This is a genomic window from Chitinophaga agrisoli, assembly GCF_008386695.1.
Taxonomy (GTDB): domain Bacteria; phylum Bacteroidota; class Bacteroidia; order Chitinophagales; family Chitinophagaceae; genus Chitinophaga; species Chitinophaga agrisoli.
On sequence record NZ_VUOC01000002.1, the window covers coordinates 233,893 to 252,076 of the forward strand.

The following is an 18,184-nucleotide window of genomic DNA, read 5'->3' on the forward strand; positions in this document are numbered from 1 at the left end:
TGGTACGATGTGTAAATAGACCTTATAAATTTTATGATGATGCATAGAATGAGATTTTTGATCAGTACGTTTGTCTTTATTGTTTTTTGTCTGCCGGCAATGGCGCAGGATACCCTGTTCCGCTTTGCGATGCTGTCGGACACGCATATTGGCAATCAAACTGCGCAAGAAGACCTGGAAAGAAGCATCCGGGATATTAATGCGCAACCGGATGTAGCCTTTGTCATGATCTCCGGCGACATTACAGAATTTGGATCTGATGAGGAGCTGCAGCTGGCCAAAAGCCTGTTTGATCAGCTAAAAAAACCCTGGTATATCATCCCTGGTAACCATGACGCCAAATGGTCAGAAAGTGGCTGTAATACTTTTCACACCGTATTTGGCGGCGAAACTTTCAGCGTCACCTATAAAGGCTACCGTTTTCTGGGTACCAGCTGCGGTCCTAATATGCGCATGGGCCCCGGGCAAATACCCCGGGAGCATATCGTATGGCTGCAGGAACAGTTGAAAAACCAGGATAAAAAGCAGCCGCTCATTTTCGTGAACCACTATCCCATGGATGACGGTCTTAACAACTGGTACGAGGTGCTGGACAGCTTTAAAGGCTATAACCTTAAAGCCATTATCTGCGGCCACGGGCACAATAACCATAAACTGAATTTTGAAGGCATACCCGGTATCATGTGCCGCTCTAACCTGCGCGCAAAAGCCAGCATTGGCGGTTATAACCTGGTATCGCTGGTGCATGACTCCCTGGTGTTTAATGAGCGCCGCCCGGAAAAAGAAACGCTGCCTGCCTGGCATGCAGTAGCACTGCATACACCCGAGGCGCCGCAGTGGATGGCTAACCCGCCCCGCCCTGATTTTTCCGGCAACAAGGCATATCCGCAGGTAAGCGTAAAATGGCAGCTGCAGGAACAAGGCGATATAGGTAGCGGCGTAGCCATTGCAGATAACAAAATTATCTATACCAATACCAATGGCGATATCAAAGCGGTAGACCTGCGCTCCGGCAAGCTGCTGTGGAAATACAGCGCCAAAGGCAAAATATACGCAACGCCTCTGGTACAAGGCAGCAACATCGTAGTTCCCGCCACAGACGGGCAGGTATATTGCCTGGACCTGCGTAACGGGCACGTGCGCTGGCAACAGCCCACCAATAAAGCTACTGTTGCCTCTGCAGCCCTGTACCACAATACTGCCATTATAGCCGGTTCTGACGGCCATTGCCGGGCATGGGATATTAACAGCGGCAAACTGCAATGGGATTTTGACAGCGTGCGCAATTTTGTGGAAACAAAGCCCCTGATCTATAATGACAAGGTGTATTTTGGCTCCTGGGGCAATGATTTTTATGCGCTGGATGCTGCCACCGGTAAACGCGTATGGACCTGGAACAACGGCTCGGCTAACCGCATGTTCTCCCCTGCGGCTTGCTGGCCGGTAGCGGTAGATAACAAGGTATTCATTGTGGCGCCGGATAACTACATGACCGTAATGGATGCCAATAGCGGCCAGGTATTATGGCGGCAGCGTGATACGGCTAACCGTGTGCGGGAGTCAATGGGGCTTTCTGTTGACAGTAGCAAGGTATACGCCAAAACCATGCAGGGTTATATCATGGGCTTCAGTACGCATGCCAGCGCCAAAGAGCTGGTATGGAAATCGCCCGTAGCCCTTGGCTACGAGATCTGCCCCTCGCCTATTGTTGAATACCGTAATACTGTATATGTGCCTACCCAATCCGGCATTGTATACGCGCTAACAGCAAACGATGGCGCGCTGCGCTGGCATTATAAGTTCTCTAACTGCCTGGTAAATACGATCCAGCCGGTGGATGAACATACGCTGATCGCCTCTGCGGCGGATGGGAAGCTGGTGTGTTTGACGATCAAATAACAAGATCAACACAATAGAAAAGCCCTCCGGAAAGCATGTTTTCCGGGGGGCTTTTTTCTATCAGCAGTTATTTAACTCAGGCGCTCCGCCTCTTTCTTTGAAGTAGCGGGCACGGAAGTATTCAGTTTCTGCAGCTCCAGGATGGTCCTGGTGCCGGTTTCCCGGTACATAGGCACAAAACGGCGGTCCAGCTTGATCTCTTCCCAGGTATAGGAAGTGCGTTTCAGCACAAAATTGGAGAATACATCATCAAAGCCCCGCACCGTTACGTAGATCTCTACATCGGCCGTTTTAAGGTCGTCCTCATTTAGTCCCAGCAGCGGGCTGTCCTCATCAATGGGGTGCACCACCGTCCAGTTCATAGGCAGGTTCTGGATCCGGTTACGTTCCAGCGTTAGCTCAAAGAATTTATACACGGATTTTTCGCCTTCTGTTACCAGTAGGGCGATATTAGCTTTTACCTCCAGGTCTGTGAGGGTATGCATATCCTTATAGGAAGCAAGACGGAACATAAGCGCGGTTCTCTCCTGGTAAGGCGCTATCACCGCATGATCACTAAACATCAGGAAAGCCTTTGGCTTGGCAAAACGGCCATAGATCAAACCTGTGAACACGGCCAGGTACAGGAAACCGTTCAGGGCTTCCAGGGAGGCCACCAGGTTGGCGCCGTCGCCAATGGGGTTTACGCGTCCGTACCCTACGGTAGTAAAGGTTTCTGTACTAAAAAAGTATATTTCCTTGAACACCTGCCATTCATTGGCGCCCAGTATACCCTGGAACTCGTGTGCGCCCAGGGTGAGGTAAATACCCGTATACACCAGGTTAATGGCAATAAAGCAAAGGATAATAGCGGAGAAGAATTTCCAGGAGGGCAGGTTCAGTAAGGTATGGTAAAGACTTATACGCTCCCAGAACGGTATCCCCTCCTTGCGCAGGTTAAAGGAGCCATCGCGGTTTACAAAACGCCCTACCGAGCTATTGGAGCTGCTGCCAAAACCGGTATCGTTATTGACCCTGGAAAAAGGATTGATGCGGAGTGCCATATAAGGTAAATCTTTATATGGCAAAACTAAAGGTTAGATTTCATTTTTTTTCCTCACCCATTCATCTATGCTGATGCTACCCGGTCCCATGATCAGCAAAGTAAGCAGCATAATGAGGTAATACAGCGGTATCTCGAACCCATTTTTGGCAGAACTGAAGCCATTGGGCCAATGCACGGCAAATATGGCTACCAGCATAATGATCATGAGAGGAATGGCGATCACCCGCGTAAGCAGGCCCAATGCCAGCAGGGCAACGCCGGCCCCTTCAAAGATAGCCACCATATAGGCGCTCACCGTAGGGAATGGGAAACCGGCGCTGGTAAACCAGGAGATAACGGCCCCTATATCTGACCACTTCATCCGGGCGGCCTCCAGGAAACCATAGGCCAGGATCAGCCGCATGAACAGCAGCGGTAAAGCACGGCCCCGGTACAGGGAACTGGCCCAATTTGCATAAGCTGGTAGGATGCTCATAAACTAATGATTTTTAAAACCAATAATCAGCCGGCTCTCCAGTGCCTGTGTAAAAAAAGCCTTTGCGGCCGCCAGCAGATCCGCTGTTACGGGTAACTGCCAGGCAGCGCAGCATTGCCGCACAAGGGCATCCATCGTCTGCGGGCCCTCCTGCAGCAGTTCCAGCATAGCCACCAGCGCCGGTGAAAGGTTCATAAATGTAACCTCACCGCTATCCGGTTTGCGGAACAGCGCCAGGAAATACTGGCCTTTATCCGCCGCCGTTATCTCTTTGGCGGGTTTCAGGTGCACAGGATATACAAATTGTTGCAGCGCATATTCCGGGTTCAATACCAGGGGATCAGTCGTAAGATCGCCTATGGTGGTATAGGCCGTGGGACGGTCTTCCATCATAAACAGCTCCACCTCCAGCCATTCCAGCCAAAGCAACTCCTGCAGGAAAGCGTATTTGCGCAGCAGCCTGTGGCCTTTTTGGGTCATATATTGATAGAGCTCCCTGGGCATGTACCATACCTGGGGCGATTGGCAGGGGTGATTGGAAAAGAACTCCTTTACCATCGCATTCCATTCCCGGGTGCTGAGCAGGTGGCGGGTAAGCGGGTAGGCGGACTGCAGCATATCATCCACCACATTATACACCAGCCGGCGGTACTGGCCCACATGCTGTTCCCGTACACCGGGAATGGCGTTGTACTGGCCTGTACGGCAGTAATCCGCCAGCGCGGCCTGATGCCGGTACGTGTCTTCATGCAATAACATAAGCCGTCTTTTTCAGGTTCGCGGTTTTAATGGCCTGCAGGCGGTCCATTTCGTGTTGCAGTTCGTCCAGTTCCGGGATGTTAAAATCCCTTTCCAGCAATACGGGCACATCCCGGTTAAGGCGCTGTATGGTATAGGTAAAAAGATCGTATACGGGGTCTATAATGGCTTCGCCATGGGTATCAATGATCAGGTCATCAGCTACCTGTTCATGCCCGGCCATATGAATATAAGCCACCTTATCCATCGGCAGCTGATCAATAAATGCTTTGGCGTTGTAATGATGATTGAATGCGTTTACATATACATTGTTCACATCCAGCAGCAGATCACAGCCCGCCTCTTCCAGCACCGCGTTGATAAAGGCGATCTCCGTGAGCTCCGGCGCTACCGGCGTATAATAGCTTACGATCTCTATGGCTATCTTCCGCTCCAGGAAATCCTGTACCTGGCGGATGCGGCGGCTTACATGATGCACAGCGTCTGCTGTAAAAGGGATGGGCAGCAGGTCGTACAGGTGCGCGTTATCGCATTTGGAATAGCTGAGGTGCTCAGAATACAGCTGCACATTGTTTTCCTGCAGGAAGCATTTTACTTTTTGCAGGAAATCGAGGTCCAGCTCATCCGGGCTGCCTACAGACAGGGAAAGGCCATGGGTATACAGGGGATACTTTTCCAGGGCCTGGTTAAACAGCTTTTTCCAGTAACCTCCCACGCCTATCCAGTTCTCCGGCGCCACTTCAATAAAAGCCGGATTGAAAGACGGACTTTGCAGCAAGTTAACCGCAAAATCTTTTCTGAAACCAATACCTACCATGAGGAGTACTTTAAGATGACTAATAGGCTGTTAGCCTTTAGCTATTAGCTTTTAGCGCTATGCTGTAAGCGGCTAAAGGCTAATAGCTAAAAGCCAATAGCTATTTTTATTATTTTCCTGCAGCCTTCGGTTTAGCATTGGCGCTGTCTTTTTTCTTCTTATCGCCGGACTTCTTTTTATCGCCACATTTACCTTCACCGCATTTACCTTCGCCGCATTTGCCATCTTTCCCTTTTTTCATGGAAGCGGAGTCTTTCTTTTCGCCACAAGCCAGTTCCAGGCTGCGCGCATGGCTGCCGCCATCCATCAGGCGGGCGCGTACGGCTTCGCCGCTGCCCAGGTTATTGAAGCTGAAAAGGTCTGCAGCGTTTGCATTAAGGTTAGCAGTGGCCAATAGGGCGCCGGCCACCAGGGAGCCAGTGAGGAGTACTTTCTTTTTGTTGTTCATTGTTGTCAGTTTTATAAGTGAATAGATGTCTTCACGATATAGTCGGCACGGTTACCAACCTGACACAAATACCAAAAATATAAGGCTTATTTTTTTTCCAGGCTGTCGATGATCCTCTGTTTAAGGGCGGTAACATCCTGTTCTGCCGGTTCCTGGGCGTGTTGATGCGTATGGTGCAGCTCAATCATCAGCCTATCCAGCAGCCTGCTATGTTTTCTATAGCGGTGGCAAAAACCGCAGATGCCGGCATGCATGAATAATCTTATCTTATCAATAGGGGATAATCTAAAGTACAGCTCTTTTTCTATGAGCCCGGTTGCTTTACTACAGGAAAGCAGCAATATGTGTAACACGCTCTTCAGCATCTTCATGATCTACTACTTTTTAAACCAATTGTTTTCCAGGCATGCCCTTAACTGCAGCTTGGCACGGTGTAAGATCTGCCAGAAATTAGACGGTGTGATCTGCAAATCCTTACAAATTTCCTTACCATCCTTTTGTTCCAGGTATTTTAGTGATACTGCGGCCAGCCAGGAGCCGGGCAGCAGATGCATACAGTGTTCCAAGATCTTCCTGAAATCCGGGTTGTCCAGCAGCTGGGTATCAGCGGCAGGCCATTCCTGGGGCCGCCTGTCCTTGTACCATTCCCCATCGCTGTTAAAGAAGAACGATAAGCCGCTCTCCGCTTCATTCTGCACCGGGTTGCGGAATTCCTTCCGGAAATGGTCAATGATCTTGTGGTTCAGGATAGAAAAGAGCCAGGTCTTAGGCGAGCTTTCCTGTTTAAATTTATCGAATGATTGTAATGCAGCCAAAAAACTATCTTGTACCAGGTCCTCCGCCAGCGCCTTATCGGCGGTTTTGTAGTGAGCCCAGGCAAACATGCTTTCCGCATACAATTGTACCCATTCCTGGATGATAGTGTTACTATCTCCCTTTAGCGCTTCTTTTGCTGCATTCATATAAAGTAGGTATGGCAAAAGTAGCAATATTATGGATATATGAATGTATAAATATATATTCCTTGGCGTCTGATCATCAACTAGTTAACTACAGACCGGTTTTTCCGGATGAGCGATGGTAAGTTAATTCTTTATTCTGCCCCTGAAATGGTATAATTCCTGCACCCTCCCCTTACATGAGATACTTTGTAATGGCAACCGATTATGACGGCACCCTGGCCCTGCACGGGGGCGTTAGCGACGAGGTGGTGGAATCCCTCAAAGCCCTGAAGGCCAGCGGCCGCACCATTATACTGGTCACTGGCCGGGAGCTGGATGAGCTCAAGACCCTTTTTCCCGCCCATGCGGTCTTTGACCTCATCGTGGCGGAGAATGGCGCCCTCATCTACAACCCGGCCACCCTGCAGGAAACCGCCCTGGGCGATCCGCCGCCGGAGGCCTTTATAAAGGAGCTGCAACAGCGCGGGGTACAGCCCCTCTCTGCCGGACGCGTGATCGTGGCCACCTGGGAGCCCCACCAGGCTACTGTACTGGAGGTCATCAAACAATTCGGGATCGAGCGCCAGATCATCTTTAACAAGGGCGCGGTGATGATCCTGCCGCCCGGTATTAATAAGTCCAAAGGACTGGACGCCGCCCTGGCCCAGCTGGGCTTTTCCATGCATAATGTGGTTGCCGTGGGCGATGCGGAAAATGATACCGCTATGCTGCAGGTGGCGGAGTGCGCGGTGAGCGTATCCAATGCCCTGCCCGCCCTGCAAAAGATCAGTGACTGGATCACGCCCGGCGATCATGGTACCGGCGTTATGCAATTAGCGGCCAAAATGCGGGAAAACGACCTGCTGGTGCTGGACCCTATCCTGCACCGGCACTACCTGCCCATGGGCGACCGTTTTGACAATACGCCTTTTCAATTAAGCCCGTATGGCAGCAGTATTATCCTGGCCGGTACCAGTGGGGGCGGAAAGACCACATTGACCGCCGCCTTTATGGAAATATTGCTACAGCGGGGTTACCAGTTCTGTATGATAGACCCGGAAGGCGATTACCTGGAGCTCCAGGGTGTGGTAACGATTGGCGATGTGAGTCAGCCGCCGGCTATAGAGCCCCTGATGCAGTTATTGGAAAATCCAGCGCAAAGCGTGGTAGTATGCACGCTGGCCCTCCGCATGGAAGACAAACCCGCTTTTCTGCAACAGCTGCTGGCCGCCATAATGAAACTGCGGCAGCATAAAGGCCGGCCGCATTGGCTGCTCCTGGACGAAGCCCATCACCTGGCCCCCGCGGAGGTCAGCGAACAGTCCTTTGCTTCCCTGCAGGCCTTCAGGAACATTATGGCTATCACTACCAGACCGGAGCTGCTGCATGCTACCCTGCTGCAAAAAGCTACTACCCTTATTGCCGTAGGCGAAGCCCCGCATGAAACCCTGCACAGTTATGCTGGCCTGTTAGGGGAATCCCTGCCGGACCTGCCAGATACGCCCCTGCAGAAAGGCGAGGCCCTGGTATGGCACCGCCCCTCCGGCGAAGCGCCGTTTTTTGTAAGGACCCTGGTGCCGCAACAGATCCTGCAGCGGCATAAGCGTAAATATGCCACGGGCGATATGGGGCCAGCCAGCTTTATCTTCACCGGACCGGAAAACAAATTAAAATTAAAAGCCAGCAACCTGCACCGCTTTATAGAGATCTCCGATGGTGTGGACGATGATACCTGGATGTACCATCTGCTGCGGCACGACTATTCCAATTGGATAAAAGACGATGTGAATGATGAGACCCTGTCAGAACAGGTGGCCAAAATAGAGACCGCAGAACAGGATCCCATCACCTCCCGCAGCGCTATTGCCCAGCTGATACAACAACATTATACCGGCCCGGCATAAGTGTTTAGCGCCTTGCCTTCTTGCGGCTGACGAGGTACAGTACAAAGCCCAGGCTGATCATCACTACCTGCGTAAACACCCACCACATGGTGCTGATGTCGCGCACGGTTTTGCCGCCCCAATCCATGAAATGATGTTTATGGAACAAGGCAAAGGAATACCCTTCCGCCAGATCGCTATCATCTACCCTTACGGATAGTTTACCGGTGCTGGTTTCTATATAATACCGCTCATGACGGCGTTTATTATAACCTATTTTCCATACCGGCAACCGTTTATCGGAGAAATTGTACTCATCTGTAAACTTTGTGACAGGCGCTGTTGTAACGATCTCCTCCTGCGGGTTACCGCTGAAACGGGTAGCCAGGTAGCGGGCATACTGAGCATCGCCCTCCGGCAAGAGCTGTCGGTTGCTGATATTAATGTACGCCGGTACAGCGGCGCTTTTTGTATATACCTGCCAGTAATTGCTGCCGTTCATCTGTACGGCGCTTATATTGGTCACCGGCGCGTGTACCAGCTGCTGTAAAGTATCAAATGGGATATGTAATGCGGCAGCTGCAAAATGATCTGTTACAAAGTAGCGGTCCCGGGTATCTTCTTTTAGTTTACTAAGTGCGTGATAACATCCGCTAAAGGTCCACATCAGCGTAAACAATGCGGCTACAATGGCGGTATAACGGTGCCAGCGCCGGGCCTTTACCCGGCCGTTGCCATTTGCTTTTTTGCTTTTGGTGCTAAAGAAAAGATAGATGCCCAGCAGTGCGGTGGTAAAAGCCAGCGCTGTGATAGCGCCTATCACCAGCAGCTTGCCCCGGCCTAACAGATCCAGCCAGTCCCAGGTATGCAGGTAGCGGAAGATGGTATCAAACACGGCCCGTTTATTATCCATCGCAAAGGCAAAACGGTCCTGCGTGGTCTCCACGTACAGGCGTATACCATCTTTGCGCGCAAAGGATACTTTGTATACGGGCAGTATGCGGTTGATCTCTTTGTATTCCGGGTTAAAAGCGGTTACCAATGTGGCGTCTATCACTTTGGCGCCTTTAGGGTTATTAAGCACACAGGAGGTAGCGGCATCGCAACAGTCATGTAGTGCGCTGCCTGCTGCGGCAGGAGCAGCAGCCGTAGTGCTATCTGCCACCGCCGCTCCTTCCAGGAATTCCCGGGCCAGGTACTGGGCGTACAACCACTCCCCCGCTGTCAGGATCTTACCTGTCAACGCGCTCAGGTACAGCGGCTCCGGCTTACCGGGCAGCTGCACCTGGTAAAACCAGGTGGTATCTATATGCACCAGCCGGAACCGGCTGATGCTGTCAATATGATGGGTTTGTAAAGCTGTAGCGAGGTCCGTTCTCAGGTGCGCGCTATCTATGGCCAGGGGCGGCAACAGCTGTGTAGCCACCTGCGGACGGATATTCGTCATTACCGGGTGCATAAAACCGCTGGACGCCCATAAAAACACCGGCAGCGCAATGATCAGCGATAGCTTGCGATGCAGCTTGTAGAGTTGTTGCTTCATTATTTACTGTTTACCAAAACGGAAAGCGGCGCCTACATTCCACTCGCGCGGGTCGCCCAGGTTATAACTGTCGCCATAGGCCGATCTGCTGGCCAGGCTGGCGTAATATTTATTAAACACATTCAGCGCATTCACCCACACTTCGCAGCGGCCCAACACATAACCGGTACGCAGGTTCACCAGGTTAAACCCGTTGTATTGCCGCGTATTGGCATTATCCATCCAGTATTTGCCCAGGCGCTGCCATTCTATGCCCACCCGCAATCCTTTTACAAAAGCGGGATGATACATTACTTCTGCATTGCTGATGAAATGCGGCGCGGCGCTCATTTCATTACCGCTTACATCGCTGCCTTTTTCTACATATTCTGTAAACGTGTGTTGGGCATTGGTAGCACTGATACGGAACATCCACTGCTGTGAAGGCCGGTATGTAACGCCGTACTCCACGCCCCGGTGACGGGTCTTTCCTGCATTCTGGTTCTGAAAAGTACCGTCATCCTGCCGCACGGAAATGATCTCATTGCTGCCGTCCATAAGGTACAGGCTCCAGTCTGCATACAGTTTGTTATGCAACAGGGATATCCAGCCGCCTGCTTCGTAGTTGAAGAAAGTTTGCGGCTGCAGGTAAGGCACTTTTACGCTGTTAAACAGCTCAGATACCTGCGGTGGCACATACCCCTGGCTGTAATTAGCATAGATACCTATGCCTTTGTAGTTATAGGTAAACCCTGCCTTTGGCGTTAAACGGTTAAAGTCCGTACGCGTATTAGGCGCGCCGGTAGCGGCAGACGCCGGCAGATGGTTATTAAAATCAAAATGATAGAAATCATAACGCAGCGCACCTACCAGCTTTAAACCCTTCAGGGGGCTCATCTCATAATGCGCATAAGCGGCCAGGTTACTAATGCCGGTGGCGTAATCGCTCATTACAGAATCCGTTTGCTGATAGCTGGCATAATTGCCCTTGGCGTCGCGGTTAATACGGATGTAGCGCGCTATATAAGTGCTGGGACTAATGTCTGCGCTAATGCCCCCAATCAGCTTACTACCCAGCCAACCCAGCTGCTGCTGGTGCTGTGCAAAGAACAAGTAGCTGTTGAAGGAGCTGTTATTGAGCTGGCCATTGGCTTTAGAAGGGTCATTGCGGTCGTTGGCAATATAATACGCCGGGTTCTGTTTAACGCTGTTATCCCGGAACAGTGCTGTAACCTGCGTTTGGCTGCGCTCATTCCATTGCTGTATCAGCTGGGTTCTGATCCTTAACGCAGTGGTGCTGCGATAAGTAAAAGAGTAAGGCGTGGAATAATCCTTACGCGCAAAATGCGCGCTATCCAGGGAGCCGGTCATATCGCTGTAGTAATCAACATAGGTAATGCTGTTGCTCCAGGTGGTGCGCTCGCTGGCTTTATAGTCTGCGCGCAGTGTAAGCGCTGTTTTATGGAAATCGCTGTAATCGATAGGTCCGTTATGCCGGTTGGCATAATAGCCGCTCAGCACCAGCCCCCATTTACCAATGGTGGTACCCGCCTGCACATCCGCGCGTCTATAACCGTTATTATTGCCCTGTATGCTTACCATACCACTGCCCACCGGCGGAGGCGCTACTGTAATGATATTAACGGCGCCGCCTACGGCCTCTGCGCCGTATAACGAAGAAGCAGGGCCGCGGATGATCTCTATCTGTTTGGTAGCGGCCATATTCATTTCCAGCAAGGCGTTGTGATTATACAGGCCGGTAGTGCGGATAGGAATACCATCCTCCAGGTAGAGGAACAGGCTTTTGGTGGTCATGGGCTGGCGGATGCTCATTTCATGCTGTTCATTGGAAAGGCTTACCATAAACACGCCGCTTACTTTGTTCAGCACCTGGTCCAGCCGGTTGGGTTTGGTATCCTGCAGGGTTTGCGCGGTGATAGTACTGATGGCCACAGGCGCCTCGCTACGCTTTTGCTTTGTGCGGCTGGCGCTGATGACCAGCTGCTGCAATTCTGTGATAGCAGTGGTATCCTGCGCTATAGCAGCAGTTGTAACGCCCATGAGTATTATAATGGACAGTAATCCCTTTTTCATCATGTATGATTCAGGTAAAACAATAGGTGTGCCACTCACATGACCGGGCGGTATGGGAATAGCGTCGCTGCATGCGGAAAGGCATGCCGGGCGGAGGCACCAATCAATTCAAATAGTTTACGATAACCCTGTGCTGCAGGCAGCCAGGATGGAACATCACAATACGTAGTAGAAAAGGAATTACGCCTGCGGGGGGTGGAAAGGCGCTGCTACAAAATCAGTACAGGTGTTTTCCTGGAAAACGGGATATTGAATAAAGGTAATTACCTGTGTAAGGGCAAGATGATCGGGATGAAAAGCGGCGCAAATGATCTCCAGTTTGTTCTCCAGCCGGCGCTCAGGGTTCTCCTGGTCTTTTTTCTCTTCCTGCTTTAGCTGCTTCATCATATGACAGCGGCCATTACAGTGCATCTTAGGCCGGCTCCTGTTCACGCACAGGTTTTTGGCGATATACTCCTTGTTGAGCTCATATTCCGCAATAATGAGCGCCTTGCTGAACGTTTGGCCCAGCACGCCTATGAGTAATAATATTGCGGCAACCTGTTTCAAGTTGCCGCAAAGATAATGGCCAGTGCTGGTATTTCAAAGATGAGAAAAATCAGTTTATTTAGTATTCCACCGGAACCATTTGATGCCTAAGACCGTGAATACGATCGCATATCCGATGGTCACTAATAGCGCCATAGAGGTATGCTGGCTCCAGGTACCGGGATACAGGCTGTCTGATACGATCCGCTTCACTGTGCCAAAAGGGGACCAGATCACGATCTGCTTCAGCGACTCTCCCAGTACGCCCAGCTCGCCAAACATGCCTATCATAATAAAGGCAAAATAGACAAGACGGGTGGTGGCGTTTACCGCTTCCGGATTTTTGATAAGCCCTACGATCATCTGGCCCAGGCCCAGGTATACGGCGCCGCCGGCTAAGGCCATCAGCAAACCGAATATATATCCCGCGGGAGTCAGGACCACCTTATCAACATTAGCGCCCACGATAAAAACCAGCAGGGTAAGCGCCGTTATCATGGCTATCTGTACTGTAATGCGGCTGGCCATGATGGTCCAAGAAGGTACCGGCGCTACGCGCAGGCGTTGGAAAATACCCTTATCACGATCGCGGGCAATAGAAATGGTATAACCCATTAAGCCAATAGCCGTAAGGCCGATGGTGATACACATGGATAAGGCAAAGGCCCCGCCCATCTTATCCACGATCCCTTTCCAGGAGATGAGGATCACAACAGGCACCAGGAAAACAAGTATCGCCGCACGGCGGTTACGCCACAGCGTGGTAAAGTCTGCACGTAATAACGAGGTATAAACAGCAGCAGTAGCAGGAATGGTATTTTTCATAACTGGTAAACTAGATGTGTTAGATAATTAAGAACGGATGGTACGGCCGGTAAGGCCAATGAATACATCTTCCAACGTGATCCTTCCTTTGCGGGATGCGCTGATGACCTCCGGATCATGCCGGTGCCGCTGGATCAGTTCCGCTGGCGTATCAATGGCCACGATAGTACCGTGGTCTATGATAGCGATACGGTCACAAACGGATTCCGCTTCTTCCATGGAATGGGTGGTCAGCAGCACGCCATGGCCTTTTTCGCGGATAGCCTCAATACGTTCCCAGAGCTGGCGGCGGGACTGTGGGTCCAGGCCGGTGGTAGGCTCATCCAGCAGCACCAGGCTGGGATCATGGATGGTGGCGATCACCAGGGATACGCGTTGTTGCTGTCCGCCGGAAAGCTGTCCGTAGCGTTTGCCCGCGGCGTCTGCCAGCTGGATCTCTGCGAGTACGGCCAGGATCTGCTCCGCTGTCATGTTCACCCCATAGATACCGGCATATAACCGGATGATCTCTGTAATGGTCAGCTCTGCCTGGAAGCTGGTGGATTGCAGCTGTACGCCCATATTGGCGCGGGCATATAACGGCTTTTGCCTTACATCATGCCCGGCTACGGTAATATGGCCGGAACGGAACCGTATTAAGCCTTCTATAGCGCTTAAAGTGCTGGTCTTACCGGCGCCATTAGGCCCCAGCAGCCCAAAGATCTCCCCGGGCTTTACTTCAAAGGAAACATTGCGCACGGCCTGAAAGGCCCCATAATACACCTCCAGGCCGTTTACCTGCAGAATGGGCGTGTGCTCGTGTGTGCTCATAATACAAAAGGTTTTTTCTGGTTGTTGCTACAAACTTAGTGTGCCCGGCGGATGCCTGTTTTTAGAAAAAGGCGAAAGAACGGGATCTGCCGGTGAACGGCGGCATACCGGCGGTGAAGTTTACGCTCCCTGCTACCCGTATGGCCCCTTTAGCCGGTCATCCATATTAAAAGATAAGCGAATTAAATTATTTTTACCTTCCATATAACATAAAGAAGATACTACATGTTCCGTTACGCCATTTTATTGGTGCTGGCCATCAGCAGCGCCAGCTATGTTGCCGCACAGTCTTTGTACATGCCGCGCGACATTACCAAAGCTTTTAAGAACGATACCCGCTCCCTGGATGGGCGCCCCGGTAAAAACTACTGGCAGAACCACGGCCGGTACGATATTACCGTTACCGCCCTGCCCCCGGACCGCACCATCAGGGGCAAAGAAGATATTACCTACATCAACAACAGCCCGGATACGCTGGAGCACCTGGTGATCAAACTGTTCCTGAATATCCATAAACCCGGCGCGCTGCGCCTGAGCAATGTTTCGGAGGATTATCTCACAGACGGCATGCATATCGATGGCTTTAGCGTAAACGGCCAGCCGCAACGCTGGAGGAACAGCAGCCGGTATATGACCTGGCAACCGGTTACCCTGTCTGTGCCCTTAATGCCGCATGACTCCATCCGGCTGTCATTTATCTGGCATTATGAAATATCCCTGCAGAGCAACCGTGAAGGTATGATAGACTCCACCACCTACTACCTGGCATATTTTTACCCGCGTGTAGCCGTATACGATGATTACAACGGCTGGGACAGGATGGATTTTAACGATGGCCTGGAGTTCTACAGCGATTTCAATGACTATACCGTTACCGTAAATGTGCCTAAGAACTTTATTGTAGCCGGCACCGGCACCCTGCAACAGCCAGAAAAGCTGCTGCAACCGGAAATAGCCAAACGCCTGCAGGCCTCCCAGACCTCTGACGAGGTGCATCATATCGCCAGTTTTGACGAGATGAAGGCAAAGAAGATAACTGCTCAAAATGAGCTGAACAGCTGGCAGTTCAAGGCCACCAACATACCGGATATGGCCTTTGGCCTCAGCGATCATTTTGTATGGGACGCCAGCAGCGTGATAGTGGATGACGCCACCAAACGCCGCGCCGGCGTACAGGCCATGTATAATGATACCGCGCAGGACTTTCACCATATGATCAGTTTTGCGCGCCATTCCCTGGACTGGTTATCCCATAAATGGCCGGGCGTTCCCTACCCTTATGAAAAGATGAGCGTATTCCAGGGGTATGCGGATATGGAGTATCCCATGATGGCTAACGATGGCTCCACGCCGGATACCAATTTTACCCGTTTTGTGGCAGAGCATGAGATAGCCCATACCTATATGCCTTTTTACATGGGTATCAACGAAACCCGTTATGGCTTTATGGATGAAGGATGGGCCACCACTTTTGAGCTGCTGATAGGTCGCGAAGACCAGGGCGTAGAAAGAGCAGAGGATCTGTATAAAGAGTTCCGTATTGATTACTGGATCCATGACGCCACACAGGCAGAAGACCTTCCCATCATCACCCCCGGCGATGCTATGACCGGCCCTGGCCTGGGCAACAATGAATACGGCAAGGCGTCCATTGGTTACCTGGCCATGAAGGACCTGCTGGGTGACGACCTGTTTAAAAAATGCCTGCATGCCTATATGGACCGCTGGCATGGCAAACACCCCCTGCCCTGGGATTTCTTCCATACCTTCAACAATGTATCCGGTAAGGACCTGAACTGGTTCTGGACCAATTGGTTCTTCACCAACTATTACATTGACCTGGCCGTGAAACGGATGGCCACTACCGCCCAAGGTTATACGCTTACGGTAGATAATAATGGCGGCATGGCTACACCCTTTGATGTAAAGATCACCTATACGGATGGCAGCAGCGAAAGCCTGCACCAGACGCCACTGATCTGGCAAGCCAACCAGAAACAAGCGCAGGTGCATATCGCCACCAAAAAGAAGATCCAGTCACTGGTACTGGATGGCGGCATTTTTATGGACGCCACTACGGATGATAACAAATGGACAGCAGGCAGCTAAGTTTGCCTGTGTATATAAAGAGAGCGTCCCGTAGAAATACCACGGGACGCTTTTTTGTTTATTGATGATCTCCGCTTTAATCCAGTTTATACCGGTAAATAGTATATGGCGAGGTACGTTTGTTTACGCCATTATTATACTCCGGCTGTTTGTGTATCTGTGAGCAGCTGATATACAGGTACCCGTCTTTTGATACCTGGTAGCTGTCTGGCCATATCAGCAGACTATCCTGTACCAGTGTATGCATTTTCAGATCGGGGTCAATACGTACTATCCGGTAATGTTCAATATCGCCCAGGTACAGGTTGCCATCATGGTCAAATATCATCCCGTCTGTAGTGGTAAAATGCCCCAGGTCTTCTACTTTCTCCCCTAGTCCGGCATTGTTCATTCCCTCATCACGCAGGTATTCCGTACGTATGCGGTACAGTTTATCGTCTGTAAGCGGTTTATAGTATAACCAGGTCCCCTCCGGTGAAAGCGCCAGCCCGTCAGAGTTGATCTTTACCGGTTTCCCGTTCTTACGCAATTCATGCCCGTCTACGGTAAAAGTGTAGGCCGGATCGGATTTTACGGAGTAGTGATCCTGTAACACCTGCCGCACATGGCCGGTAGCCAGGTTCAGTACAAAAATGCCGCCTTCATTCGAGTTGGTGAGATAGGCGTATTGCGTAGCCGTATCCACGCGTACATCGTTTACATAGGCATGCGTGCCGGCGGCGCTGTCAAACGGGTAAGTACGCGCTACTTCGCCATTTCTGGCATTGATCTTCACCAGCTTGTAGCTTTGCTGGTATACCGCCGCCATACGGGGCGCCGCCGGATCTACGACCCACATATTATCCGCATCATCGAAGTATACCGCCTGCACACATACCCATTTATCTTCACCATTCTGTCCCGGTTGCCAGCTGTTCATCTCCGCATTGGGATATGGGATCACCTGGTTGCCTGGTTTTGTCTCCACCAGGGCATACCGGTAAATGTCTGACCATAAAGGGTAATTGGTGAATACGCGGCCGTTGGCAGCAACACCTACGCCGGTCAGCTGATAGATACTGTCTTTAAACACCAGTTCCAGTTCATGCTGCGGTTCGGGTTCGGATGGTGGATTGCCATTCCACAGCTCGCAGGAGGCCATCCCGGCCATTACATATCCTGTAAGCAAAAGCGACCATAATTGGATCATAACATGGATTTACCCACGTGCGAACAAATAATATACCCATGCCAACGCATATAAACGCACCTCGTAATGCAGTTCCGGCTGCTTGCCCATACTGCCCCGCAAATGCCACAGCAGTGGGGAGGTGTACAGCTACGCGGACCACAACAACCCACTAATAAATGCGGATAAATGAAAACGATGATATAAAAAACGGCCCGCTGCCTTTTGCCACCACATACAGGTCATGCGTACCATAAAAACGGCCCAGTGAGGTGGGTACTTTCAACGCGTAGGTGGTATCTCCGGTAAAGGGTACCTTCAAGGTGCCTATGATCTTTCCTTTGGGTTTATCTATCCTGAATTCCAGCCGGGAATCGCCCCCTTTCTGGGTATTTGTTACCTGTACTTCAAAGCCTATCTCCCCGGAGCCCAGGTATACCTGTCCAAAACCAAGGTAACTGCCGTGCTGCATCTTGAACTCTGTTTCCGGTTTAAGGCGGGGTGTGGGTGGAGTGGGCAGCAATCCCTGTGGATTTGTCTGCGGGTCTGCAGGCGTTGTTTGAGCGCCTGCCGGAGCTGCCTGTGGTGGCGGCGGTGTTCCCTGTGTTACCGGCGTAGTTGTCTGCCCCTGTACCAGCAAGGGTAGCAGGAAAAGCATCAAACACTGCAACATCATCAAGATCAACCGCATAGGCATCATAGGATAGACTTCATCACATCGCTCAAATATTTATGAGGCCGGGCCGGTACCCGACAATTATCCGGCCGGCAAAATAATACTAAATTTTCTAATATTTGAAACCTTGCAAAAAATATTGAATACTTAACAGTTATGTAAAACGGTTAATTGTGGATTTTATT

At 51.0% G+C, this 18,184-nt stretch carries 17 protein-coding genes; 3 read left to right on the plus strand and 14 right to left on the minus strand.

Annotated features, from left to right (window positions below; translation table 11 throughout):
• The first annotated feature begins 48 nt into the window (after window positions 1-48).
• Window positions 49-1,899, plus strand: coding sequence for an outer membrane protein assembly factor BamB family protein (locus F0L74_RS08385; RefSeq protein ID WP_149837414.1), 1,851 nt, complete (start codon window positions 49-51; stop codon window positions 1,897-1,899).
• Window positions 1,900-1,970: 71 nt separating this feature from the next.
• On the opposite strand, the gene F0L74_RS08390 is transcribed toward F0L74_RS08385, so the two are convergent.
• The 7 genes from F0L74_RS08390 to F0L74_RS08420 form a co-directional block, all read right to left on the minus strand.
• Entirely contained in the window at window positions 1,971-2,942 is a 972-nt protein-coding gene (locus F0L74_RS08390) for an ion channel (protein ID WP_149837415.1), read from the minus strand.
• 33 nt (window positions 2,943-2,975) lie between these two features.
• Window positions 2,976-3,419, minus strand: a complete 444-nt coding sequence (locus F0L74_RS08395; RefSeq protein WP_149837416.1) for an HvfX family Cu-binding RiPP maturation protein — start codon at window positions 3,417-3,419, stop codon at window positions 2,976-2,978.
• Window positions 3,420-3,422: 3 nt separating this feature from the next.
• A complete protein-coding gene (locus F0L74_RS08400; protein ID WP_149837417.1) occupies window positions 3,423-4,178 on the minus strand; it encodes an HvfC/BufC N-terminal domain-containing protein in 756 nt (251 codons plus the stop codon).
• Entirely contained in the window at window positions 4,165-4,995 is an 831-nt protein-coding gene (locus tag F0L74_RS08405) for an HvfB family MNIO-type RiPP peptide maturase (RefSeq protein ID WP_149837418.1), read from the minus strand. Before F0L74_RS08405 ends, F0L74_RS08400 begins: the two co-directional genes overlap by 14 nt.
• A 109-nt stretch (window positions 4,996-5,104) precedes the next feature.
• Window positions 5,105-5,443, minus strand: coding sequence for an HvfA family oxazolone/thioamide-modified RiPP metallophore (locus F0L74_RS08410; protein WP_149837419.1), 339 nt, complete (start codon window positions 5,441-5,443; stop codon window positions 5,105-5,107).
• A gap of 86 nt (window positions 5,444-5,529) precedes the next feature.
• On the minus strand, window positions 5,530-5,814 hold the full coding sequence (locus F0L74_RS08415) for a hypothetical protein (RefSeq protein WP_149837420.1): 285 nt from the start codon (window positions 5,812-5,814) through the stop codon (window positions 5,530-5,532).
• Window positions 5,815-5,820: 6 nt separating this feature from the next.
• Window positions 5,821-6,405 carry a sigma-70 family RNA polymerase sigma factor gene (locus F0L74_RS08420; protein WP_149837421.1) on the minus strand — a complete coding sequence of 195 codons (585 nt, stop codon included), beginning with the start codon at window positions 6,403-6,405 and terminating at the stop codon, window positions 5,821-5,823.
• 176 nt (window positions 6,406-6,581) lie between these two features.
• Between F0L74_RS08420 and F0L74_RS08425 the strand changes: the two genes are divergently transcribed.
• On the plus strand, window positions 6,582-8,288 hold the full coding sequence (locus F0L74_RS08425) for an HAD-IIB family hydrolase (RefSeq protein WP_149837422.1): 1,707 nt from the start codon (window positions 6,582-6,584) through the stop codon (window positions 8,286-8,288).
• 4 nt (window positions 8,289-8,292) lie between these two features.
• Here F0L74_RS08425 and F0L74_RS08430 read toward each other — a convergent pair whose 3' ends face one another.
• From F0L74_RS08430 to F0L74_RS08450, 5 genes are all read right to left on the minus strand, one after another.
• Window positions 8,293-9,810, minus strand: coding sequence for a PepSY-associated TM helix domain-containing protein (locus tag F0L74_RS08430; RefSeq protein WP_149837423.1), 1,518 nt, complete (start codon window positions 9,808-9,810; stop codon window positions 8,293-8,295).
• A 3-nt stretch (window positions 9,811-9,813) separates the two neighbouring features.
• Window positions 9,814-11,886: a TonB-dependent receptor gene (locus F0L74_RS08435; protein WP_149837424.1), complete on the minus strand. Its 2,073-nt coding sequence runs from the start codon at window positions 11,884-11,886 to the stop codon at window positions 9,814-9,816.
• A gap of 177 nt (window positions 11,887-12,063) precedes the next feature.
• A complete protein-coding gene (locus F0L74_RS08440; RefSeq protein WP_149837425.1) occupies window positions 12,064-12,432 on the minus strand; it encodes a hypothetical protein in 369 nt (122 codons plus the stop codon).
• Between the two features lie 54 nt (window positions 12,433-12,486).
• A complete protein-coding gene (locus F0L74_RS08445) occupies window positions 12,487-13,236 on the minus strand; it encodes an ABC transporter permease (protein WP_149837426.1) in 750 nt (249 codons plus the stop codon).
• A gap of 27 nt (window positions 13,237-13,263) precedes the next feature.
• The gene (locus F0L74_RS08450; RefSeq protein WP_149837427.1) at window positions 13,264-14,046 is read right to left on the minus strand and encodes an ABC transporter ATP-binding protein; all 783 of its coding nucleotides are present in this window, start codon (window positions 14,044-14,046) and stop codon (window positions 13,264-13,266) included.
• Between the two features lie 225 nt (window positions 14,047-14,271).
• Here F0L74_RS08450 and F0L74_RS08455 point away from each other — a divergent pair, with 225 nt between their 5' ends.
• Window positions 14,272-16,155: a M1 family metallopeptidase gene (locus tag F0L74_RS08455; protein ID WP_149837428.1), complete on the plus strand. Its 1,884-nt coding sequence runs from the start codon at window positions 14,272-14,274 to the stop codon at window positions 16,153-16,155.
• A 76-nt stretch (window positions 16,156-16,231) separates the two neighbouring features.
• Here the strand turns inward: F0L74_RS08455 and F0L74_RS08460 are convergent, their stop codons facing one another.
• Complete coding sequence (locus tag F0L74_RS08460) at window positions 16,232-17,344, minus strand: SMP-30/gluconolactonase/LRE family protein (protein ID WP_246197662.1); 1,113 nt, start codon at window positions 17,342-17,344, stop codon at window positions 16,232-16,234.
• Window positions 17,345-17,495: 151 nt separating this feature from the next.
• Entirely contained in the window at window positions 17,496-18,014 is a 519-nt protein-coding gene (locus F0L74_RS08465) for a carbohydrate-binding protein (protein WP_188315915.1), read from the minus strand.
• Window positions 18,015-18,184: the final 170 nt, after the last annotated feature.